At 35.3% G+C, this 23,099-nt stretch carries 23 protein-coding genes; 6 read left to right on the top strand and 17 right to left on the bottom strand.

Translation table 11 applies throughout. From position 1 onward, the window contains the following. The first annotated feature begins 2 nt into the window (after window positions 1-2). Complete coding sequence (locus FEF17_RS04645; protein ID WP_139001189.1) at window positions 3-1,271, top strand: MFS transporter; 1,269 nt, start codon at window positions 3-5, stop codon at window positions 1,269-1,271. Here FEF17_RS04645 and FEF17_RS04640 read toward each other — a convergent pair. From FEF17_RS04640 to FEF17_RS04625, 5 genes are all read right to left on the bottom strand, one after another. Beyond that, complete coding sequence (locus tag FEF17_RS04640; protein WP_139001188.1) at window positions 1,268-2,020, bottom strand: UDP-2,3-diacylglucosamine diphosphatase; 753 nt, start codon at window positions 2,018-2,020, stop codon at window positions 1,268-1,270. The two genes, FEF17_RS04645 and FEF17_RS04640, sit on opposite strands and share 4 nt — an antisense overlap. A gap of 273 nt (window positions 2,021-2,293) precedes the next feature. Beyond that, window positions 2,294-2,749, bottom strand: coding sequence for a 6-pyruvoyl trahydropterin synthase family protein (locus tag FEF17_RS04635; RefSeq protein ID WP_139001187.1), 456 nt, complete (start codon window positions 2,747-2,749; stop codon window positions 2,294-2,296). A 100-nt stretch (window positions 2,750-2,849) separates the two neighbouring features. Further along, complete coding sequence (locus FEF17_RS14270) at window positions 2,850-3,020, bottom strand: hypothetical protein (protein ID WP_170180965.1); 171 nt, start codon at window positions 3,018-3,020, stop codon at window positions 2,850-2,852. Between the two features lie 23 nt (window positions 3,021-3,043). After that, entirely contained in the window at window positions 3,044-4,378 is a 1,335-nt protein-coding gene (locus FEF17_RS04630; RefSeq protein ID WP_139001186.1) for an MATE family efflux transporter, read from the bottom strand. Beyond that, window positions 4,375-4,875 (bottom strand): GNAT family N-acetyltransferase, encoded by a 501-nt coding sequence (locus FEF17_RS04625; RefSeq protein WP_139001185.1) that lies wholly within the window; start codon window positions 4,873-4,875, stop codon window positions 4,375-4,377. The genes FEF17_RS04630 and FEF17_RS04625 overlap by 4 nt, the downstream gene beginning before the upstream one ends. A gap of 60 nt (window positions 4,876-4,935) precedes the next feature. Between FEF17_RS04625 and FEF17_RS04620 the strand changes: the two genes are divergently transcribed. Beyond that, a complete protein-coding gene (locus tag FEF17_RS04620; protein WP_139001184.1) occupies window positions 4,936-5,730 on the top strand; it encodes a universal stress protein in 795 nt (264 codons plus the stop codon). Between the two features lie 117 nt (window positions 5,731-5,847). Here FEF17_RS04620 and FEF17_RS04615 read toward each other — a convergent pair whose 3' ends face one another. Next, window positions 5,848-7,269, bottom strand: a complete 1,422-nt coding sequence (locus tag FEF17_RS04615; RefSeq protein WP_139001183.1) for a clostripain-related cysteine peptidase — start codon at window positions 7,267-7,269, stop codon at window positions 5,848-5,850. 165 nt (window positions 7,270-7,434) lie between these two features. After that, the gene (locus FEF17_RS04610; protein ID WP_139001182.1) at window positions 7,435-8,430 is read right to left on the bottom strand and encodes a GlxA family transcriptional regulator; all 996 of its coding nucleotides are present in this window, start codon (window positions 8,428-8,430) and stop codon (window positions 7,435-7,437) included. Window positions 8,431-8,559: 129 nt separating this feature from the next. On the opposite strand from FEF17_RS04610, the gene FEF17_RS04605 reads away from it, so the two are divergent. The 4 genes from FEF17_RS04605 (at window position 8,560) to FEF17_RS04590 (ending at window position 12,057) form a co-directional block, all read left to right on the top strand. Further along, complete coding sequence (locus FEF17_RS04605; protein WP_139001181.1) at window positions 8,560-8,931, top strand: hypothetical protein; 372 nt, start codon at window positions 8,560-8,562, stop codon at window positions 8,929-8,931. Between the two features lie 274 nt (window positions 8,932-9,205). Next, entirely contained in the window at window positions 9,206-10,123 is a 918-nt protein-coding gene (locus tag FEF17_RS04600) for a hypothetical protein (RefSeq protein ID WP_139001180.1), read from the top strand. A 183-nt stretch (window positions 10,124-10,306) separates the two neighbouring features. Further along, window positions 10,307-10,819: a fasciclin domain-containing protein gene (locus tag FEF17_RS04595; protein ID WP_139001179.1), complete on the top strand. Its 513-nt coding sequence runs from the start codon at window positions 10,307-10,309 to the stop codon at window positions 10,817-10,819. Window positions 10,820-11,142: 323 nt separating this feature from the next. Then, on the top strand, window positions 11,143-12,057 hold the full coding sequence (locus FEF17_RS04590) for an FISUMP domain-containing protein (protein WP_139001178.1): 915 nt from the start codon (window positions 11,143-11,145) through the stop codon (window positions 12,055-12,057). A gap of 487 nt (window positions 12,058-12,544) precedes the next feature. Here FEF17_RS04590 and FEF17_RS04585 read toward each other — a convergent pair whose 3' ends face one another. The 10 genes from FEF17_RS04585 to FEF17_RS04540 form a co-directional block, all read right to left on the bottom strand. Continuing rightward, entirely contained in the window at window positions 12,545-14,704 is a 2,160-nt protein-coding gene (locus FEF17_RS04585) for a S9 family peptidase (protein WP_139001177.1), read from the bottom strand. 30 nt (window positions 14,705-14,734) lie between these two features. Further along, a complete protein-coding gene (locus FEF17_RS04580) occupies window positions 14,735-16,402 on the bottom strand; it encodes a DUF885 domain-containing protein (protein ID WP_139001176.1) in 1,668 nt (555 codons plus the stop codon). A 110-nt stretch (window positions 16,403-16,512) separates the two neighbouring features. Next, window positions 16,513-17,562, bottom strand: coding sequence for a serine hydrolase domain-containing protein (locus tag FEF17_RS04575; protein WP_139001175.1), 1,050 nt, complete (start codon window positions 17,560-17,562; stop codon window positions 16,513-16,515). A gap of 163 nt (window positions 17,563-17,725) precedes the next feature. Then, window positions 17,726-18,097, bottom strand: coding sequence for a nuclear transport factor 2 family protein (locus FEF17_RS04570; RefSeq protein WP_139001174.1), 372 nt, complete (start codon window positions 18,095-18,097; stop codon window positions 17,726-17,728). A 174-nt stretch (window positions 18,098-18,271) separates the two neighbouring features. Beyond that, the gene (locus FEF17_RS04565) at window positions 18,272-18,799 is read right to left on the bottom strand and encodes a nuclear transport factor 2 family protein (protein WP_170180964.1); all 528 of its coding nucleotides are present in this window, start codon (window positions 18,797-18,799) and stop codon (window positions 18,272-18,274) included. 195 nt (window positions 18,800-18,994) lie between these two features. Then, window positions 18,995-19,366, bottom strand: coding sequence for a hypothetical protein (locus FEF17_RS04560; RefSeq protein WP_139001172.1), 372 nt, complete (start codon window positions 19,364-19,366; stop codon window positions 18,995-18,997). A gap of 163 nt (window positions 19,367-19,529) precedes the next feature. Continuing rightward, window positions 19,530-20,342, bottom strand: coding sequence for an NIPSNAP family protein (locus FEF17_RS04555; protein WP_139001171.1), 813 nt, complete (start codon window positions 20,340-20,342; stop codon window positions 19,530-19,532). Between the two features lie 138 nt (window positions 20,343-20,480). Next, on the bottom strand, window positions 20,481-21,173 hold the full coding sequence (locus tag FEF17_RS04550) for a hypothetical protein (RefSeq protein WP_246046783.1): 693 nt from the start codon (window positions 21,171-21,173) through the stop codon (window positions 20,481-20,483). A 98-nt stretch (window positions 21,174-21,271) separates the two neighbouring features. Continuing rightward, window positions 21,272-22,036 carry a DUF6090 family protein gene (locus FEF17_RS04545; protein ID WP_139001170.1) on the bottom strand — a complete coding sequence of 255 codons (765 nt, stop codon included), beginning with the start codon at window positions 22,034-22,036 and terminating at the stop codon, window positions 21,272-21,274. 171 nt (window positions 22,037-22,207) lie between these two features. Then, window positions 22,208-22,990 carry a carboxylesterase family protein gene (locus FEF17_RS04540; protein WP_139001169.1) on the bottom strand — a complete coding sequence of 261 codons (783 nt, stop codon included), beginning with the start codon at window positions 22,988-22,990 and terminating at the stop codon, window positions 22,208-22,210. Between the last annotated feature and the right edge of the window lie 109 nt (window positions 22,991-23,099).

The following is a 23,099-nucleotide window of genomic DNA, read 5'->3' as shown; positions in this document are numbered from 1 at the left end:
TTATGGCAGTAAACGATCCATATGCAGCTTTAAGGATAAAAGAATTCAACATTTTTTTGTTAGTGAGGTTTTTGTTGGTTTTTGGTTGGTCTATGCAGTTTATTGTTATTGAATGGCAGGTTTACAGTATGACTAAAGATCCCTTATCATTAGGAATTATTGGGCTAATGGAAATTATCCCTGCATTTACTATGGCATTGTTTGCTGGACATATTGTAGACCAGAGAGAAAAACGAAATTTATTTGCGGTCTGTATAGCGGCTTTTTCATTAATAAGCTTGGGTTTATTTTTATTAACCTGGGAGCAATTTGTTGACAATTGGGAAACAAAATGGATTTTATATTCTATTTATGCCTTGGTGTTTTTTGGGGGATTTTTACGTTCCTTTTTTGGCCCTACCATTTTTTCTTTAGTAGCACTTATTGTTCCAAAAAAAATATACCCTAACGCCGCAACTTGGAGTACTAGTACATGGAAAACAGCGGCTGTTTTAGGTGCTTTATTTGGTGGGTTTTTTATAAGTTGGATTGGTGTTGATATGACCTTATGTGTTGTTTTTGTTCTAGTCATGTTGTCTTTAATATTAACTTTTTTAATAAAAAAGAAACCCATTTTAAACAAGAATATTGGAGAACCTGTAAAAGAAAGCTTAAAAGCAGGCGTTCGTTTTGTGTTTAATAACAAAGCTATTTTAGGGGCGTTAACTTTAGATATGATTGCGGTTCTCTTTGGAGGAACAGTAGCAATTTTATCTGTTTTTGCTCAAGATGTTTTAAAAGTTGGAAGTGAAGGATTTGGTATTTTGAATGCGTCAATTTCCATGGGTAGTATAGTGACCATGTTTGCTACAACGTATATCCCAATAAGTAAGAAAACAGGAAAAAAATTACTCGTTTCGGTTTTTATATTTGGACTTAGTATTATAGCTTTTGGATTATCATCTATTTTTTGGGTGAGTGTTTTAGCCTTATTTATTAGTGGCGCTGCCGATGGTATTTCCATGGTGATTAGACAAACTATTTTGCAATTAAAGACTCCAGATGACATGCGTGGCCGTGTGTCTTCTGTAAATTCTATGTTTGTTGGATCTTCGAACGAACTAGGAGCTTTCGAAAGCGGATTGGCAGCAAAATTAATTGGCCCAGTTGCTGCGGTAGTTTTTGGTGGTACAATGACCCTGATAACAGTTTTTGCAGTAGGTTTAAAAAACCCAGTTTTAAGAGATTTGGATTTAACGAAGGATATGCTTGTAAGTGAAATAGAGGATTAGTATTCTTTAAGCTCTAGATTTTCTCCATCAAAAACACCATAGGTGTAATATTGAATCCAATCACCAAGGTTAATATATTTTGAATTTTCATTAAGCGCAATTTCCATTGGTAAATGTCTATGCCCAAACACAAAGAATTCACGATGCTTATCTTGCAGTTTACGTTTGCAATAATGTACCAACCATTCGTTTTCTTCTCCTAGAAATTTAGCATCATCGTCTCCTGAAATCAATTTGTTTTTAACGGACATATATTGAGCCAAACGCACTCCTAAATCAGGATGCAACCACCTAAATAACCATTTAAAAAAAGGATTAGTGAACACCTTTTTCATGCGTTTATAACCTTTATCACCAGGTCCTAAACCATCACCATGGCCAACAAAAAAATGTTTATTGTTGAAAATAAATTCTTTGGGTTTGTGATAAACGGGAATACCCAGTTCTTCTTCAAAATAGCCATTCATCCAAAGATCGTGATTGCCGACAAAATAATGAATAGGAATTCCTGAGTCTGATATTTCGGCTAGCTTACCTAAAGTTCTTGTAAAACCTCGAGGGACTACTTTTTTATATTCCATCCAGAAATCGAATAAGTCACCAAGAAGAAAAATAACAGCAGCGTCTTCCTTTATCTCGTCTAACCATGCTACAAATTTCTTTTCGCGCGGTAAAGACGCTTCTCTTGTCGGGGCGCCTAAATGGTTATCTGAAGCGAAATATATTTTCTTGCCTTTTGGAATTTGCATGTTGTAAATATAGTACATTCCTACGAAGACAGGAATCTCTTTTTTTGTTATGGAAAGGGTTTTTATGGATAAGAAGAAATTGAAGGTTAAGGAAGGTTTTAGCTGAAAAATCCGCGTTAGCGATTACAGCAGTATGTTTAAAATCCTTTTTAAAGCTTTTTTAAACTATGTTTTGGTAAGCATTATACTTAGCAGATTGCCACAGTCGGTACTCCTTCGCAATGTCACTTTAAAAAAATTCAGTAGTGAAAGCGCACCCCTTGAGGTAACGTCCTAATTATTATCGTAAGCAAACCATTCCGCAAATGAACTTTCTGTTTCTTGAAGTTTTAAAGAATGCAAACTAATTTGCTTTGGTAAACGCTTTTTAATTTTTCTAGCAAAATCGATAACCATCATTTCGCTTGTTGGTTGGTAATCTACAAGCAAAACATTGTGTCCGCGATCGCCTAATTCCTTTGCAAGTTCAACGTGCGGTGTATTTTTGTTGAAAACTGTGGCATGATCGAACACATTGACAATTTCTTCTTTCACTATGCTTTTTAAATCCTTAAAGTCAATAACCATACCGTATTTCACATGGTTTTTATCATGAATGGGTTTACCAATTACAGTAACATCTAATTTATAACTGTGTCCGTGTACATTTTTACATTTACCGTCATAGCCGTAAAGTGCATGACCTGTTTCGAATGAAAATTGCTTTGTGATACGAATGTTATTGCCCATTATTTCCTTTTTCTTCTGTTAACAGCGTAAACGATAATTAAAATTAAGGCTAGTAAAAGAAACAATCCGTTTCCACTAAAAAATGACAGAATATCCATAATTAATGATTCTTATTTTTGTTATACCTATACATTAAATAGGCTAATGCTACTAAAACAACAAAAGGAAGCATGGCTCCTATAAAAACACCTATTTCGTAACCTTTATCTGGAGCGTTTTTAATTTTTTCTTCTATATCTACTTGCTGAAGAAAAGCGAAAAATAGACTCATGTGTTTCATGTTGTCCTGCAAAGTTAATTGTTTTGAGAAAGCGGCATAAACATTTTTCTAAATTTTATAAGAAGTGGTAAGCCTCTTACAATCATCCAAAAGGTTAATGCTATAAATATGCCTTTGAGTTTTAAATCGAGATCGTCTAGTAAGTATAGAATTGGGATAAAGACCAAAAAGGTTGAAAGTAGAAGAATGTTTCTTAGGGTTTTCATTTCTCCTAAACCCTTAAAAACACCATCGAAAATAAAAGCAATAGCGCAAATAGGCTGCATAATAAGGACAATCCAAAAGACATTGTAAAATTCCTTTAGCACTTCTGGGGCCTTTGTAAATAATAATCCAATAGGTTTGTAAATTACAGCTCCAATTATAGCTAAAATAACTCCCATAACCACACCAATTTTTATTAATTTTTTACTGAGTATCATTAAATTTTTATAGTCTTTAGCCCCTAAGAGTTTACCAGAAAGGATATTTCCTGCACTGGAATAACCATCAATCATGAACGCTCCTAAAAACCATAAATTAATAGCTATGGTGTAAGCAGCTATATAGTTTTTGCCATAACCAGTTGCAAATCTTGTTGCAAAATAGAGTGTAATGTTAAGGGCTAGCGTTCTAACAAAAAGATTTAAAATCATAATGATGAAGCGCTTAATTTCTTTATTAAAAGGAAGGGTAAGCTTTAAAGGAATGCTTGTTTTTTTTATTAGGAAGTAAACTGAAAATACAGCCATTAAAATTTGTGCAATTACACTAGCATAAGCAGCACCCTTTATATTTAAGGCCGGGATATAACCTGCTATGCCATAAACTAAAACGACATCCAAAACAATATTTGATAAAGCTCCAATTATAGCAATTAACATCGGATAATAGGTGTTTTGAAGCCCTCTAAACGTGCCAAAAACGGCAATGGTGAAGAGGGTAAATGGGAATCCGAAAACACGAATTTTGTAATAATCGACACTGTAGTTTAAAATTAAGTCTGAGGCATTGTAAAGCTTGAAAATCTGATTTGCAAAAGGGTAAGTACTTACAATTATTAGTACACTTAAGGAAGTAATTATAAAAATAGCTTGAGCAGGAAGGTTTTTAACTGACTCTAAATTGTTAGCTCCAACATATTGTGAAACAATGGATGAAATGGCGCTTCTAGTCTGTCCTAAAATCCAGATAAGCATAGAGAGAAATGTACCTACAATACCCACTGCGGCTAGTGACTCTATAGGGTTAACATCTATATTGCCTACTATGGCTGTGTCTGTTATGGATAGAATAGGCTCGGATATTCCAGAAATTAGGGCTGGCACCGCAAGTTTATTTATATGTTTTAAGCTAATGTTTGTGTTCACAATACAAGTTCGTAACAATGAAACGGATACTCACTTTGTTTAGGGAAATATATATCACCCAAACGCTTATAGCCTCTCAATTTGTAAAACGTATTATTTCTTTTATTTTGAGAAAATGTATCTAGTCTTACCGAAGTAAAATGGTTTTCTTTTCCAAAAGTTTCAGCAAAGGTCATTAGTTTTTGAGCGAATCCTTTTCCCTGATGTTTTGGATGAATGGCAAGCCGATGAATATAAATGTTGTTCCCATTTTTAGTTAACCAGTCAATAGGATAATATTCTTCATCCATTAAAGATGAAATTACAACGCACCCAGAAATCTTACCATTATGTTCGAGTACGTATAATTCACCACGTTCAACATCTCCTAAAAAGGCTTCTTTACTAGGGTAAAATTCGTTCCATTGAAAGATTTTTTTAGAAATCATATACAATGCACAAGCTTTTGTTATTTCAAGAATATTTTCGATATCTGATATAGCTCCTTTTCGAATCATTTAAATGTTTTACTTTTGCATAAATATCGCTAAAAAATTAGTCAACAAACTATAATTATTATGAAGAATATTTTAGTTCCCGTAGGATCATCGAAAAACGCATTAAGTCATCTCCAATATGCAGTTGATTTTGCTAGTGCTTTTGGCGCCAAACTTTATGTGGTACAAGTATATAACGTTTACACCAAAGCAGGCACGATGATAAAGGTAGATCAAATAATTGAAAGAGAAAGTAAAGCTTTTTTAGAGAATTTAGTTTCTAAAACAGACACGAAGGATGTTGATGTTATTGTAAAAACTTTAAAGGGTAATTTAATTGATGTTTTAGAATTAGCTTGTAAGGCTGGTGAGGTAGATTTAGTTTTAGTTGAACCTAGAACCAATTCTATTAAAGACGAAGTATATTTAGGCAAAACTTCGGGCAAAATAATTAAGCAGATGGATGTGCCCTCACTTATAGTTCCGGAAGGGTATAAATTTAGTAAACCTTCAAGTATTTTAATGGCCATTAAATCGGCAATAATTAAAAAAGAAAACGTACTTAAACCTCTAACAGCGATAAAAGATAAGTTTAATGTCTCGGTAGATTTACTATTGGTGAAAACGCCATATCATAAGGAGGCAGATTTTGACCTTAATACCGATTTATTAGGTATCGTTAATAATATTACTCAAACAGAAAATGCTACGACCTTCCAAGGTGTTTTAGAGCATTTCCAATCGCATAACCCTGATATGCTTTGTGTAGTGCGAAGAAAAAGAGGGTTTTTTGCCAAAAAATGGGAAAAGAATACCATTTTGAAAAAGGACTTTCATAGTAGCATTCCTGTCCTAGTTTTAAGTGGGTTGAAATAATTTATAGGGTATGTAGCTCAGTTGGCTGTAGCGAATTACAAATGTGTATCTCTTTAGTTATGATAACGTTTTGGCTAAACTGCGTTTTAATGCAGTTTAGGTTATGTTCTTTTTAGGTTACCACTGATAATTATTGACACCACCCGACTCCTCATTGGATTCATCGAACAAATAGTCTAAAAGTTCAAAAAAATTATCAACTTGATTGTTAGCTCTGATTGCCCCATCAATACACCAATCATATTGCCCGTAGGAATTCTCATTAGATGATCTGTTATCTGGGTGAAACCAACCGCAATGATTCCAAAATGTTCTGCCTGATTGAGAAAATACGTTATCCCCTTGTGGGATGATTTGATACACGCCATTTTTCCCATTTAAGAAGTTATTAGTCTCAGGCAAGTAACCTTGCCCATAATACGAATTTAGAACCAAGTTATCAAGTGAAATGCATACTTCATTGGCCTTTAATCTTGTTTCTTTACTAAAGAAAACGTTATCAGCAATTTGAATCCAAAAGTGATAGGCATCAATGTACGGAAAAGTCAATTGAGCAATTTCAATATCACTGTTTGTGTTGTGGTAATACCCCAGGGTGTTCTTAATTATTGCATTTATGGAATCCTTATTTTCATGAGCTAACAACTTGGAAGCTTCATCTACTTTTGTTTTCACATTTTCTATTTTGGTATTGTCTAATAAGCCCCAAGAAGCCCAACCTTGATTATCATAAATCTCTTCAATTATCAATTTAGAAAAATCAAGAGGAGTCATATTATTGGGATTTATATTCCTTTCTATTCCTCCATCAAAAAAATTAGAGTCAAGATCCAATTTATTATTTTCATTGTCTGATAAACGATCAAGTATTGCATCATAAGCCCAAGCTCCAGAAAGAGGCGATGATGCTAACACGTAATCTGCTGAAAAAGAATTATTATTAGGACGCCATTCATATAAATTTTCCAAACCAGCCATTGAACAAACATCCAGTCCTAATATATCTACAGATTCCTCATTTGTTAATACATATGACATCTCACCAGGGTATAGGCGATCCATTTTTCCATCTTCTGCATCTGGACACATTCCAATTCCATTTCCATGCGACCGAAGTACTAGCATGTAGTTATTAGCAGGATAATATTTTTTACAGTACTGGACGAACTTCTTTAATGTTAGGGCTTCTGCCATATTGCCTTCAAATAACCGATTAGCTTTTATTTGGGGAAAGAATTCTTTGCCATCTAACCTTTTATATGTTTCATAATTAATTTCATAGAGTCTTGTATCAGTGAAATTGCCGTCTAATGTTACGGAATCCTCTGAAAAGCCTTCAATCCGATCAATGAGGGTGATTAACTTGTATTCATTTGATCTTTTTCCTTGCTTCATTTCTTCTATGTCACTCAACAAATCAATTTCTGACGAATTTGAGCCGACGGCATAGTGCATAATAGTCCATTCCTTTTTAGTCTGTGAGAAGGTATCTTTGACTACAAACATTAATACGATTAGTGAAATAAAAATATGCTTCATAATTTATTATCTTAATTAAATACAACGTGTTCGTGTATGATTTGGCAAGCTTAGTCACAGATCGGTTTTAGGTTATCCTGAAGTTTAAAAGTAGCAAAATTTAAATAGCTAATGAATCCGCTTGCTGAATTATATGCGTTGTTAGGTTTAGTTATTTCTCAATTGCTAAGATGCAAAAGCCATTTCTCGGTTGTACTTTTTTTGATATTCTTTTGGGGAAAGCCCTGAGTACCTTCTAAAAGTAGTTCTAAAAGCTTTTTCATCATTATACCCAATAAAATACATCACCTCGAGTATTGATTTTGCTGTACTTTCGAGTTGCTTTTTTGCAGCTTCAACCTTGACTCTACGTATATATTCGATTGGCGTATTAAATGTCGCCTTTTTGAATCTCCTTAAAAAGCTGCGAGAACCTAAATTAACGACATCTGCAATTTGCTCTACACTCAATTTGTTTTTAAAATTATTTTCAATGTATTCTTGAGCTTTATGAATTGCTGCATCAGAATGATCCTTCTGCCCATTAAAAATAATGAACTCACTCTGGCTTTTTCTATCAAAATCAATTTCAGCAATTTTAGAACACCAAATCGCAGTTTCTCTTCCAAAATATCGTTCAATCAAGTATAGAGTAAAATTTAATATGGAATATGCGCCACCACTTGAATAAATTCCATTATCCTCACAAATTATTTTTTCTTGTATAAGGTTTACTTTAGGATACCTTTGTTTAAATAGGTCGTGAGCAGTCCAATGAGTTGTACAGGACTTTCCATTTAACAATCCTGTTTCAGCTAATAAAAATGACCCTTTGCACAAACTGGCAAGTTCTGCTCCGTTCTTAATTCGTTGTTCTTTAATCCAATGAACAAACTTAATGTTTTGTTGGACTTCCAAAACTAAATCTCCACTAATTGGAGAAATAATAATCAAGTCTGTTTTATCTATGTCACTAATAGTTGCTGTTGGTTGGATACTGAATAGACCTTGATACAATACAGGTTCTAGTGTTAAACCCACTAAATCAATTTTGAATGGTTTTTTGTGAGATTTACTTAACTGCATTGAATAGGAAATTGCCATATTCAACAAGTTGTAAGGTGCAATAATTGTATCTACAATGCTATTACCAGATGGGACTAAAACGCTTATGTGTTTCATTTTTATTCTTTAGACAAATGTAATTAAAATAGGTGACGGAAACAACCCTTTAAAATGTCGTAAAAGACATATATACAAATTATCAATGCGACATATATTTGTATTATTATAAATTTAAAATCAGTAATTATGATAAATCAAGAAGTAATGGTAGTATATAAGTGGACTGCCAAAGAGGGACAATCTGAAACACTTAAGGGAATATATAGAGAAGTTTCACAGCAAATGGAAGACAATGAACCTGATGCAAAACACGTAGAATGTTATTTTGATCAAACATCTTCAACGTTAGTCGTTATGGATTTATTTGCAAATGCAAGTGCTGTTGGATTTCATCTTGGAACAACGGCTGCTGGACACTTTGAAAACTTACTTTCAATTGCTAACCCAGGTGAGTTCTTATTTTGTGGTGAAATTCCTGAAGTAATGAAACAAGCTGCATTAAGTATGGGTCTTAAAGCAACTTTCGCTCCTCGAGTATTTGGATTCCAGAGAGAATAATCTAAAAGTGAACGGAATGGGTTTTTCATCCCGTTTTTTAATTAAACCTAAGGTGTGCGTGTATGGTTAGTAGTGTTAGCACTAAGATGGCAAAAAGAGTCCAACGTGTTGGAAAATCCACTGGAATTTTCAGATAGTTCTTAGACAATATGAACTATAAAGGGTGTTAGCCTTTCGTTATAAGCATTCTGACGTAATCATTTATTATTATAATAACTTGTAACATTTGAGTTCGTTTTATGTCTATATAAAGAATCACCAACACTAAATAATTTTGATATTAAATAAAAAGCTTACAATTCTTCTATTTTTAATTATTCCAATTGTAATGTGTGCTCAATCGGAAATTATCTTTAATGGGATTCATTTGGAAGATTCGTTAGAAGAAGTAATACAAAAAATACGAGAGATATCAGATGGCTCAAATCTCATTTCCGTTGATAATCCAACATTCCCATTAGCGAAGGTTAAAGAGGATCATTTTGTCTGTACCAAAGTTAAAACAGAAAAAGGCTTAATTGAAAGTGCTGTTTTTACTTTCGCGGATAATAAACTTACTTATATAGAAGCGAGAGGAAATTCATATAATACTTTTATTAGCAAGCGTAAAGATACTGCTCGAACATATATGGATTATGAAGTTTATCTTAAGGATAAATTATTTTTAAAAAAGGAAAGGGATATTGCTTGGATAATGACTGAAGAAGCAATGCACACAAATTTATTTACTTGGGAAAATCCATATCTAAAATCTGATTGTGAGACAAATGCTAAATCCAGTCATTCTTTTGAAATCCCCGTATTTCTTAAAATGGGAGCATCCATGAATGATTTAAAACCAATACTTGAATCCAATAGTGACTTTATTAGTATCGAAGAATTAGATGGTTCAGATCCGAACGCCCAATTACAAATAAATTGCTTTGGTGTCGATTATTTAGGCTTTCCAAGAAAAATCGAAGCTCGCTTTGGAAATAGTAAACTTAATGTAGTTTGGATTTTAACAGCAAAAGGGGAAGAAGATAGAATACGTAAAGCTTTAACCAAACAATATGGCAAGCCAATCTTTGTAAACGATAATTGGGAAATCTTCAATAATTGGCAAGTTGCTATAAGAAAAGATAAGCCAGAAATTTTACTTATGGAAGAGAAAATAGGGCGAGACTATAAAACAAGTTATTTTAAGCAATAACTAATCTCTTATTTTTTTTAAGAATTAGCTCCTTGGGGTGGTCATAATGAAGCACAACGGTCTTATGCGTTCGTTATTTATTTTCGAGTTTATTTATAATGTTTAATAAAAAGTTAAAAAAGTTAAACAAAATAATATGTTTGTTACCTTTACAAAGTATTAAAACTTAAAAAACAATAAATTATGAAAAAGTTAGTCCTTATTTTAACAATTACAATGACATTAGCCTTATCTAAAAATGCTACTGCACAAGAAACAATAGTTGATGTGGCAGTTGGAAACGAAGATTTTACAACATTAGTAACTGCTTTAAAAGCAGCCGATTTAGTTGGTGCTTTGCAAGGAGATGGACCATTCACTGTTTTTGCTCCAACAAACGATGCATTTGCAAAAATTGATTCGAAAACATTAAATTCTCTATTAGAAACAAAAAATCAAAAAGAATTAGCTAATATTTTAACATATCATGTAGTATCTAGTAAGATAACTGCAAATGATGTTATAGATGCTTTAAAGAATGGGAATGGAACTGTTGAGTTAAAAGCGTTAAATGGTCAAGTACTGACTGTAATTCAAAAAGACGAAAAAATTTGGTTGAAAGACGTAAATGGAAATTATAGTGAAATTGTTGCAACAGATGTGATGGGTAGTAATGGTGTAATTCATGTAATAAACACGGTAGCGATGCCTAAGTAAGCGGAAATTATTTGTTATGAAAAATGAAAGCCTCGATAATTCGAGGCTTTCTTATTGAACTAATTTTTCTAAAGAATTTTATCATTGGTTGGCGGTTTCTGATAATTAAGCACAACGTGTTTGTGTATGATTTCGTTTTTTATTTTCAATTTAATTGTTTATATTCTAGTTCCATTATTCGCATGTTTAATGCTCTTATAGTTTGATAATATTTGCTCCATATTCATAATTTAGGTTACAATCAAATATACGCAATTCGTCGTATTGATTTTATTTTTATAAAATCGTAATTATGTAATTAATGATAATAAATAATTGGAACTATGAAAAAGAACTACTTTATTTTTTTATTGAGTTTATCAAGCTTTGTAACTTTTGCTCAAGTAGACGATATTGATGGAAACTCTTACGCAACAGTAATTATTGGGACACAAGAGTGGATGGCAGAAAATTTAAATACAACGAGATTTTCAAATGGTGATCCGATACCTAATATAACAGATATAAATGCATTTTATAATGCAGGTGACCCAGCCTGGGCCTATTATGCTAATAATATTAGCAATGGTGATATTTATGGAAAACTTTACAATGGACTAGTAGCAGTAGACAGTCGTAATTGTTGTCCTACTGGTTGGAAAGTGCCTACTGATTCTGACTGGACAACACTGGTTGATTTTATGGGAGGAGAGGCTGTAGCAGGCACAAAACTAAAGAACAGTACCGTTTGGAACGGCACAGATGAGGTAGGTTTTAACGCTATGCCAGGTGGTTTACGCTATGCACTTGCTGGGGATTTAAATGAAGGGACTCTATTTGGTCAAGGTTTTTGGTGGAGTTCTGAATACTCAAGTAGCGTTGACATATTCTTTTATCGGACAGAAACCTTTGCGCCTAATTTTTATAGAAGTGCTGAAAATTATACATTGGGTATGTCCATTCGTTGCATTAAAGACGCAAGCTTAGGGTTAAATGAAAACGTTAGTGATTTTCAAGATAGTTTTGTGTCTCCGAATCCTTTTTCTTCAAGAGCTACTTTAGTCCTAAACAAAAAAATCGAAGGAAGTATAACTATCAAAATATTCAATACATATGGTCAAAAGGTAAAAGAAGTTTTTGAATCGGCTAACAACTCTATAACTATAGATGGAACTGCATTATCTGAAGGGTTTTACTTCTATACGGTAAATACAAGTGACAACAGAATATTAAATGGAAAATTTATTATTAAGAATTAGTAGTATTTGTGCATAATGTTTTATAAAGAATTATTCATTTTAAAATATTTAATATCATCTGGTATTTTCTTTTTTTCTGAAAATTTCTGTCATTGATTGGTCATAATAAAGGCTAACTGTTCAGTATAACCGTCAGTTACAGGATTAAATTTAATAATTTTAGGATAAGCACCAACGTTAGCAATTACGGCGGATTCGACTACGTTCGAATCCGCCGTAATTGCGGTTATACATTGTTAGCCTTTCGTTATTTCTTTATTTATTAATTCAACTACTTTTTGTTCAAATCTTTCATTCTTTTAAACTAATTTAGTTGAAAATACATTGACTATAAGTATTCCTAACTTTGTGAAAACAATGGAGGTTAAACGGTATAGTGCAAATACCATCAAAACCTACAACTCTGTTGTAAAAATTACAGAAGGGTATTTCAACAAACCTTTAGTTCGTGTTCCCCAACGTCTGGTAACAAGACACCTACAAATATCTACTCAGATGGCTTGGCTAGGTATCGGTCGAAGTATTCGATTAGTTTACCAAAGAGGTAGCGATCGTAATTCCGCTCACGGCTCCATCCATGCGTCGCACCCGGTGCAAAAGCAAAGTCGAAGTTCTTACCCTGTTTAATCAGTTCTTCAGCTAACATGGCCGTAGTCTTAAATGGGACCACATGATCCTGCATGCCGTGGATCAACAGGAGTTTATCTTGCAGATTCGCTGCGTACTTGAGCGCTTTTCTTTCGAAGATCTCAGGGTGTGTCTGTGGGGTACGAACAATCGCAACATCGTCTGTGCCAAAGAACACTGGGTCCACAGCTGCAGCTGCAGCAACGCCTACCTGGAATAAGCCGGGCTTCTTCAACAACGAATAAACGGAGAGAGTGCCACCGTAGCTGCTGCCCCAGATACCGATGCGATCGGGGTCAACATAATCCAGTGACTCCATGTAGGCAACGGCACTTGCATAATCCTCTATGTCCTGGGCGGCAAATCCTAGCAGGAACTCTTCACGGAATGCTCGACCATACCCGTTGCTGCCTCGTGAATCCACCTGCACAACAATATACCCCTTCTTGACCAGCAGTTGCTGTACGAGGCTGTAGTTACCGGCCCAGCGGTTCCTCGCTGTATTCGAATAGACGGGCCCAAACAGCACTGGATACTTCTTACCGAGTTGCATGTTGGTAGGTTTCAGAATCCGGGCATGCAGTAAGCAGTCATCTGCAAGACTGGGGAAACTCACGTATTCGGCACCCACCCAGGTTCGCTCAGTGAAGGCGGGCAAAGGCGAGTTGGTTATTCGCTTAGCGCCACCACCGTTGGCACTCATCAGGTAAAGCTCCGATGGGGATGTGTCGTTGCTGTGCATAAACACCAAGTTCCGGCCGTCAGGTGAGGGGTAGCCAACATTCCGACCGGCAAGATTCGTTACCTGCTCTGGATTGCCACCTGACTTTTTTAGGCTATATACGTGTTGTTCGTACGGATTAACACCATTGCCTGTATAAAACAGTGCTTTACCAGCAATGCTCGGGGCCGATAGCACATCGTAGGCCGGATCTGTAAGTAGCTGCGGGCGATCCTTAGAAGATGAGACATCAATCGAGTAAAGGCCGTAGCGATCACCCATATCACTTAAGAAAATAACCTTCTTTCCATCCGGATGCCAAGTTGATCCAAATGATGTATACATACGGCTCTCTCGAACACCTCGCCAAATCTCGCGTAGTTGACTTTCTCCGGGAGCAACGACAAACAGCTTGCGTTCAACCGCCGTGTCGGATGCGGTATCAATCAGCAGTGCACCGTCCGATGACCAGTTGAAGTCGATAACCTGGTTGACCTGTGGGTCTGGCAAATCAAGGTAGACAATGTTACCGCTTGCTAAATCGAGGAGGCCAACTCTGCGAATCTCGTTTGGATCGCCTGGGTAACCTCTGCGGACCTCGTTGGAGTTGCTTTCTTCAGCGAGGTAATCCGGGAACGGAACCTTTCGCATCTCACGTCTGTCAACGGAGTGAAATGCAATTGTCTTGCCATCTGGGGACCACTTGTATGTTGGCCCACTCCAGATGCCTGGACCGATTTCACGTTCCGGTCGGCTGTAAAGCCCCTTCGGTAATTTGGAGAGACTGGCGATACCGATCTCTGTGAGCTGCCGATTCTGTTTGGAAGAGAAGTCCGCAAGCCACAGGTCACCGTTCCGTATATAAGCTACTTGCTTGCCGCTTGGCGATATCGACAGATTATGTGCACCAGTCTCGACGGGCATCAACTGGAGGTCGTTTCCTTGACTCAGTGATGTCTGCCATAGGTCGTTGCCTCGCAGGCTGACAATGGTGTTTGCATCGGTCCAGACAATATCGCGTACTGACGCAGATTCCGCATCGGAACTGAGGGCCACTTTCTTTCCGTCGCTTGTGAATACCCAGAGTCTACGCCCGGAACTTCCCGGTTCACTCCAGGAAAAGGCGAAGTGCTCGCTGTTCGGTGCCCAAGCAGGACGGGATGGTGTTGTTCCTGTCAGTTTTGGCGTTGAGAATAGGTCATCAAGGGTGAGATCATTTTCCTGTGCTTTGATTGTTACGGTCATCGCCATGTATAGGACTATTATTACCCATGTTTGGCAAAAAGAGATATGTTTCATTTGTTTGTGTTAATAATTGTCTAAACCTACTTACTTCATCATGATTATGTGATCTGAATTACCGGTCATTTCCCACTGTGTTAATGCCACAGGGATATTACCAATGCGATTGATGCTATCAAAGAATTCACTGAGTTCGAATGCCTCTCCATTTCGCTCTTTGTTAAGTGCATATTCTGCCATAGCGGCTTCCAGCAAGTACTTACCCGTGATATAGCTTGTGCCATACCCCGGCTGTCTTAAATACAAGTGCTGCTCAAATATCAATAGCTCTTTTTCAGTTTTCATCCAACCTCGAGGAGTATATTCAGAATGTATGCCACCGGCCTCTTCCATGGTCATTTCATTGGCGTGCGCATAGAGAGAACCTAATCCTCTAGCAGCCCTTTGTGCGATCATGATGTAGACGATCTCACGGACTCTAGGGTCATCATCATATAAGCCAGCATCCATAAACATTTCTTCCACTGCAGTGGCAGTACCCTCATTTCGAGAATCGAAGATGTTGTACAACAGTGCTCCTTTTCTGATCTCACTTGGATTAGGCTCATTGTCCATTCTGGCCAGTTCGAACCAATGATAAAAGTGAGAGAAGAGTGGGCGAGGGTCATAATGAGAGGTGATATAGAAGAAGTTTCTTTTTTCCTCCGGAACAAAAGTACCCAAGTGCTCTCTTAAAGCAGGATTGAAATAATCCTTTACCGTTAGTATATCCTCATTTTCTAAAAAGCTTATCAAACTCTTGGCTGCGCGATCGGCAAGGGCATCATAACTCTTTGGTGAATTTACGGCTATCAGTTCGGGGAGATTACGATTGCGATGTTCTTCCAATTTCAAAGCCGACCATGCACGAGCAAGTTCTCTTTTTAGGATCATCACTTCATCTCCCCAAGTAAGCGGAACCAAATGCACATTTTGCAAATACCAAGTGTAGTTGTCCTTGCCAATACCTGAAGGTCCTGTTTTCTTATCTGATTCTGCTTCCAGCCATTCTACCAATTGATTTGTAGAAGTTTGGGCTTTTTCAATAGCGGACATAATTTCTTCATCAGCACTTACACCTGCAGCACTTTTCATGTCATCAAGTACTTCAGATTGCTCCTTGATATCTCTGATACCCGTGATCCAGAGGTCTCTAGCATTGCCTGTAAGATTGGTTTTGGCTTGTGTGTTCAATGGTGGGATTACAGCCAGATCATTGAGCATTCTTTCACGTTCTGCATTTCTCAGCGGAAATTCATAGGTCCACAATTCCAAGGTGCCATGATTAGTGGGGCCTTCATGCGCTGGTACATCACTTTTGTAGGTCCATATGGTCTTGTAGAAAGCAGGGTCGCGTTCCCATGGCTTCAGTACGCGATAGTTAAAATCAAAACCGTTCATCTCTGCCCAGACGACCATCCAATCCACTTTATTGGGGATAGACCAGTCAGTAGTGTCAATTGCAGCATGGCGTGCTCTTAATTGATCAAAAGCCGACATTCGCTGAGTGAAAGTAGCTTTCCGGTAATCGGGTGCGCCTTCAAGTTTTGGAGGCATTTCGAAGGTTCTCCATTCTTTAAATAAAGCAACTAAATCCTGATAGTCTTTGGAAGTAAGGTTTTCAGTTTTGGTTTCCCTGGTCCTTTCTTTTTTATCCGTTTGACAGCTAAAAAAGAGCATTAATAAAAGAGAAAAAATGATGGTAGTTGTTCTCATATGTTGATGGTGTTTTTTCTTATTTTGGTCACAATGAAGGGTAACGGGTTAGTATCTCGAGCGGACGACAAAAGGAAGTCTGATCTGATATACATTGTTGGCAACAGTTATTATGGATTGTATAATTCAATCGCCTTTTTTAACAGATTTAACCTTACTTGCCCACTGTTAATCCTATTATAAGCTGCTTTTGTTTTATATGCCACCACCACATTTACTTCTGGATATATAGCTATTGCTTGTCCCATTGCTCCTAATGCTGCATAGGCATTATTAAATCTTTCATCATTCATATCTTCAAAGAGCCACCACATATAACCGTAACCAAAATTAACTCCAGTATTCTTAAATACTGGGACATTATTATTGATTTCTTGATAAGTCGTTCTTTGCATTATCATTTCGTCAACCCAATTTTCTGATATAATTTGTTGACCATTCCACTTTCCCTTGTTAATCATTAATAATCCAATTCTAGCCATATCTCTGGTTGAGAACCACATAGGATAGGCCAAATATTTTGATTTAGTTGTGTCTCCTTCTTTGACTTGTAGCAATCTATTCCAATCTTGCATTCCTAAAGGTATTGCTAATTGCTTTTCAACTTCATCATAGATATTTTTTTGTGTTTCTTGTTCAAACACATATCCAGCTACATTAAAATCCCAATTACTATACAACCAATATTTTCCAGGCTCTACTGAACCTCTTTTGGGGGCAAATTCTTGCATGCCACCCGCATACCCTTCAGGGTGATAGACACCAGATCTTGCAGAAATTAAATCTTTTATTGTTGCTTTTTGCTCAACAGGTAAAATTCCCTCAACATCATCTATTCCAATTTGTTCAATTGTTTTATTTAAGTCAATAGTCCCATTCTCAACGTATTTACCGTAGAGCATAGCCAAAACACTTTTCCGACATGAAGCTATGTAGCTATTTTCTTCTATATCACCATATTCAAATAAAATTTGTCCGTTGTGTATTATGATAAGCCCAGTTACTTTTGTGCTATCGATAATATAATTATTGAATTCCATTAAAGCGGTTGAGTCCCATCCAGAGGCTTCTGAATTTGTATTATAAGTCCATTCATTTTGAGCAAGAACGGAACTTGTAATAGTTAAGAGTACAGTAAATAGTAGTAGTAATTTTTTCATAACACTCTCTTTTTAATTGTTGCCAACTGTGAGTATAAGAATAGTTACGGGTTTACGCGCGAGGATTTTCCGTAGGAAAATCAGACGTAGTAAACTTGCAACTACCTTTGGTTAAGCCCAAAATTGAGCAGTTATTTTTATACATTGTTGTACGCAGGTTTTTTTATAGCTGTTCCACTAGTATTCTGGCGGTAACAGTATCATATATAATTTTCAGTTTACTAATCTTATTTTGATTATCGAATTCAATAATGTCAACTACATCAGATTCAACTTTTTTATTATTTTTTAAAGTCCATTTATAGGTAAAATAAAGAGCTAAATTGTTTGAGTCATTTTCTTCAAAAATTCCTTTTAAGCTAAGTTCAGAATTTGATGTATCACTATTTAATTCACGATAAAATTCATCAGCCTTTTTTATTCCGTATAGTGGTGAATCAACCATTCCATTTTGATTGAATAATGCAACTACTTGTCCAATATTTCCATTTTCAAGATGAGTTATATATTGCTTTGCTATTCCCTTTTTAGTCATTATTTCATCAATTTAAAATTTCAGAGTTTGTTTCTCAGCTTGCGCACAACGTGTTCGTTTATGGTTAGTTGCGTTGGCTAGGACTAAGTTAGTAAACAAAAACGAACCAGAGGAAAATCCGTAGGATTTTCCGAGTACACACAGAATAGCAATTGACTATACACGTTGTTGGCATTAGTTTTTAATTACTTTTTGATGATCATAACTAAAAACCCTTTTTAATTTCCATTCATTGTCTTCTAGAATCCAAAGATGAATGAATTTTGCATTAGTCTTTAGTTCAGTTGGTAATTTATCCTCGACTTTATAAAACTGGTGATCGCCTTTTTGAATTGTTCCATAAAGCTCATTTTCCTCATGAAGAGGAAAAACCTCCATTGAATTGGTTACTAATTTTCGATGAGTATTACTACAAATCCAAGATAGGTCTTCTACCATAATATCAGAAGCTAATTCATCAGATTCATTCAAAAGAGCACCTCCTTGATCATGATAGAATTCAAAATCTTTACTTAAAAGTTTTCGCCCCATTACACTATCACATTTATTATATGCAACCTTAAAGAAAAGACTGTCTAATGATTTAATCTTATAAAAAAGGTCAGTATGTTTTTCGGAAGTTTTTGTTGATGTTTGTTTCAGTATTGAATTATCATCTATCCTTTTATTGGATTGGTCATCATTACATCCAAAATGAAACATGGATATCAAAAATATTTTTATAAACAACCTCATGAGTGATGTGTAATAATTAATGCCAACGGTTCGTATAACCGTCAGTTACGGCTAAATTTACTTTAAATTTCGGTTGGCACAGGCGTAGCAATTACGTAGTGGATTCGGACGTAGTCGAATCCGCAGTAATTGCGGTTATACATTGTTGTGCATAGTATTTTTTCAATATCCAGTTCCACTAAATTTCCGAGTTATTGTGTCATTTTGTATTTCAAATTCAACCCAACGGTCAAGTGCTCCACCATTTGTATAATAGCCAAAACCTCGTGATTCCTTAATTCCGTTTGAACGAGTGAATTCTAACGTATAACTTCCGTCGCTCTTATTGTTTTTCATTGATAAGAATTCCGAAACACTTTGATTCGGTTCAATTTTGTCAAATTCCATTACTGCTAACTTTTCAGATGTAGAGAATTTTACGTTTTCAATTGGAAAATCAGATTTGTTTTCAATCGTAAATTCAATTCCGTTTTCTTTCAGTAGATAACACGAATTTAAAGTCAGAAGTAATATTATAGCAATGAGTTTTTTCATAGTATGCACAACGGTCTCGGCTATGATTAGTTGCGTGGTTTAGCACTAACTTTTGAAAGTACGCCAAACTGAAAATCCGCGAGGATTTTCAAACCTAGGCGATAACAAGCGATTACTTGTAGCCATTGTTGTCGGTTCGTTTTTTGTCCATTTATATGAACAATTAATAATCTGAATATTCGGTAGGAAAAAGGAAGATTATATCAAATTTAGAAACATTATTTTGGTATTTAGAAATATGTTTCATTTCATTCCATTCAGGAGAAGCAACAAAATCTTCCCAATGTTTATCCCTACTTACTTGATCAGAGAAAGCTGTCATATACATTAAATTTGGCATTATAGAACCCGAAATGACCTCTCCATAAAAAACTGCATTAAACTCGAGACGTTCAAAAAGTTTTATTTCTCCAGCATCATTAAACATTTCGACTTTATTTTTCAAGTATGCTTCGGTAGGCGATCCATAACTCCGTAATTCATAGATTCGCCCTGCTCTTGGACTATTTAATTTAGACGGTCTCATTGCTGGAAAGCCTTTAAAAGCAGACATTATTGTTGACTCAATTCGCCAATAAGGTTCTTGATCATAAGATGCATTTAAATAATCTCTTCCGGCTATTAAATATTGCTCGTCACTATTAAGTTGATCTTCAAGGCCAATTAATTGTTCAATCGAACTAAAAGGAGTAAGAACATATGTTTTTTGAATAGTATCAGTGTCATTTGGTCTTAATTTGAATACACCAATATTATTTATTCCCAATCTTTTTACTCCAGGTAAATACGCTTCTTTAAGGTACTTATCAGTTACAATTACCTGGTCCTCTGAATCAAATGTGTAGACCTTAAGTTGATAATATTCTCTGTTAGACTCTGGCGATTTATTTTCTGTGACCTCTTTAGAATTCGAATCCTTACAGTTTGTAAGAACTAAAATGAAGAGCATTAGTGGAAGAAGTTTGATTATTTTCATGATGTGTATTTTATTAATGACCGACAACGTGCTTGTGTATGGTTAGTTGCATGTTTCAACAACTAATTTAGTAAACAAAAACGAACGCGTGAAAATTCCTTCGGAATTTTCCAAATAAGCACTTGCCAAAGTAATTAATTATACACGTTGTTGTAGCGTGTTTTTTTCTTTCATTTTATAATTAATTCTGACTGTCCAGGAAAGTATCAGAATGAAAGCAGCTTTTTGAATTATAGGACCGTATTGAATTAGGTCTTCGTTGTAGTAAAAAAAGTTATTTAACCCGATAATTGCTATACAAATTATTCCCATTAACTTGAGGAAAGTCAATTGTCTATTGTGTAGTGCTCTAATCATTCCTATTATTACCACTGTTCCAGATAAACTCAAAACAGTGGTCATGATATCATGATATTCAGAAAATATGAAAGGGGCAGATAACATTGCCAAAGCACCAGAAATTTTAATTGTCATTTTCCAAATTTTATGATTTTCAAAGTAGTTTGCAAATTGAAAGAAAAATATAATCATACTACTACAAAGAATTACTATTCCTGTAATTGCAACTGGTTGTGCTTCATTTTTAATTCCGTTCAACCCATCGTCTCGCATTAAGTTACACCAGTAATTGTTGGACCAATCAAATCCTACTGAGTTAAAGTCTGCCTGTGAACCTCCAGGATATAATTGAGAAGCATAAATATAAATACCTATAAAAAGTAATATACCTATAGTCGGTAGAAATTTTAATATTCCTTTTGGGTTTACCATAATTCTCTCTTCTAATAAATGTGCTAAGGTTTGTGTATGGTTATTTGCGTGGTTAAGCAACTAATTTAGTAAACAAAAACGGACGAAAGAAAATTCCGAAGGAATTTCCAAGTAAGCACTGGTCAAAGCAATGAATTATACATGTTGTTGTGCTTTCGTTATTTTTTAATTTCTGAATCTATCTGTTTGAGTAATTGCTCCATGTATATTTTTAATTTTTGGTATTCCATTTGCTGTCCTTCCGATACAAATATTTTTTGCCTTAAAATATTTAGAAAAAACACGTTATCTTGATATTCCTTAATTGACTTTGAATTTATTTTAGATTTATTAATATCAACTTTAGTAAAATTCTCATAACCTTCAAGTCCATCGTTACTTTGTGGTACATGATCAAAATTTAGCATAAATGGTGCCATTATATTCCTTGTATAGTCAGACATCGCAGAATCCCAACCTTTATAATTATTATTGTAATATTTGGTAATAGAGTCCGTTAGTATTTTGTTTTGAATGTATTCTATTTGTCCTGATGAAACAATATTATTGAATGTTGTTTTGTTATGATTAAAGAAATTCACAGCAAGTAAACCTCTTAAATTTTTGCGAAAGTTTTGAAGATCTGTAACTGTATTTCCAAGGATGACATCAATAACAAAGGTAAGCTCTTTTTTGCTTCTATTATTGTATTCCATTTGGGTTACAATGCTTGAGATATCAGTATTAATATCAGCTTTCAATCGTTTAAGAATAAATTGTTCTTGAACTATTATTTTACGGTTCTCATTCCAATTGTTAATGGATAAGGCGATCAAAATCCCAATGACAACAAGAACAATTTCTCCAAATGCATATTTAATATACTTTCCAGTTTTTCCTTCTGAAAGTAAATTTTGTCTAATTTTTCTAAAGAATTTTATCATTGGTTAGTAGTTTCTCATAATGAAGCACAACGTTTGGCGCTAAGAATAGTAAGGGTTTTGGAACACTACTCTTTCTGCTCAGCTATTTGGTTTATCGTTCAATTTACTCTTCAGCTCGCATTATTTTTAGCGTGTGTTGGCTGCTGTTTTTTTATGTTAACATGATACAACTTACTTATGTTGTCTGAACAACCATTCAATCATTAGCGGATCACTATACGCAGCTAACCACGAAAAATGCCCTACTTCTGGATATTGAGTAAACCCTGGATGGGCACCAGCCTTTGTTAAAGATTTCACCATATTAAGCGAAATTATCGGATCAAACACCGGATCCTCCGATCCCTGAAAAATCCATATGGGGATATGTGCTATGGAAGCTGCTTTTGACATATCGCCAACGCCACATACCGGAGCAGCGGCAGCAAATAAATTGGGGTGCCTTGCAATAGCGTCAAAGGTCCCGGTTCCTCCCGACGAAAGACCGGTAATATAAATGCGATTTGTATCAATGGGGTGCTTTTCAGCAAGCTGGTAGATAAGCTGAATGACAAGTTCCATTGCTTTAGAAGGATTGGGCTGAAGTTGTATTTCTTTAGTCTTTTCATCATAGTTAAAATTTCCCCAATCCATGTTTTCCGGGCATTGAGGGGCCATTACAAAAGCTGGATGCATTATCATCGCTTGGTCTGTTGCAAAATTCATGACACCCCATTTTAATTGAGATTCATTATCATTTCCGCGTTCACCTGCACCATGTAAAAAGATTACAAGAGGAAACTTACGCAAAGGATTAGCATCTGGATAAAGTAATCGATAATTTAAAGTATCTCCCTCATTATTTATATACTCATTAAAACTAAATCGGGATGGTTGAGCAAGTAGGAGGTTTGTACTCAAACAAAATAACAAAGTTAATATTAAAGATACCAGTTTTATATCTGAGCTTTTCATATTTTAAATTTTATAACAATATACATCTCATTTTTTACAAAATTACAGCTAACGGTCTCTGCTATGAGTAGTAGCGTGATTTAGCAATTTACTTTAAAAGTTCACACCA

This window comes from Hyunsoonleella aestuarii (assembly GCF_006148925.1).
GTDB lineage: Bacteria > Bacteroidota > Bacteroidia > Flavobacteriales > Flavobacteriaceae > Algibacter_D > Algibacter_D aestuarii.
This window is presented reverse-complemented; position numbering and strand designations above follow the sequence as displayed.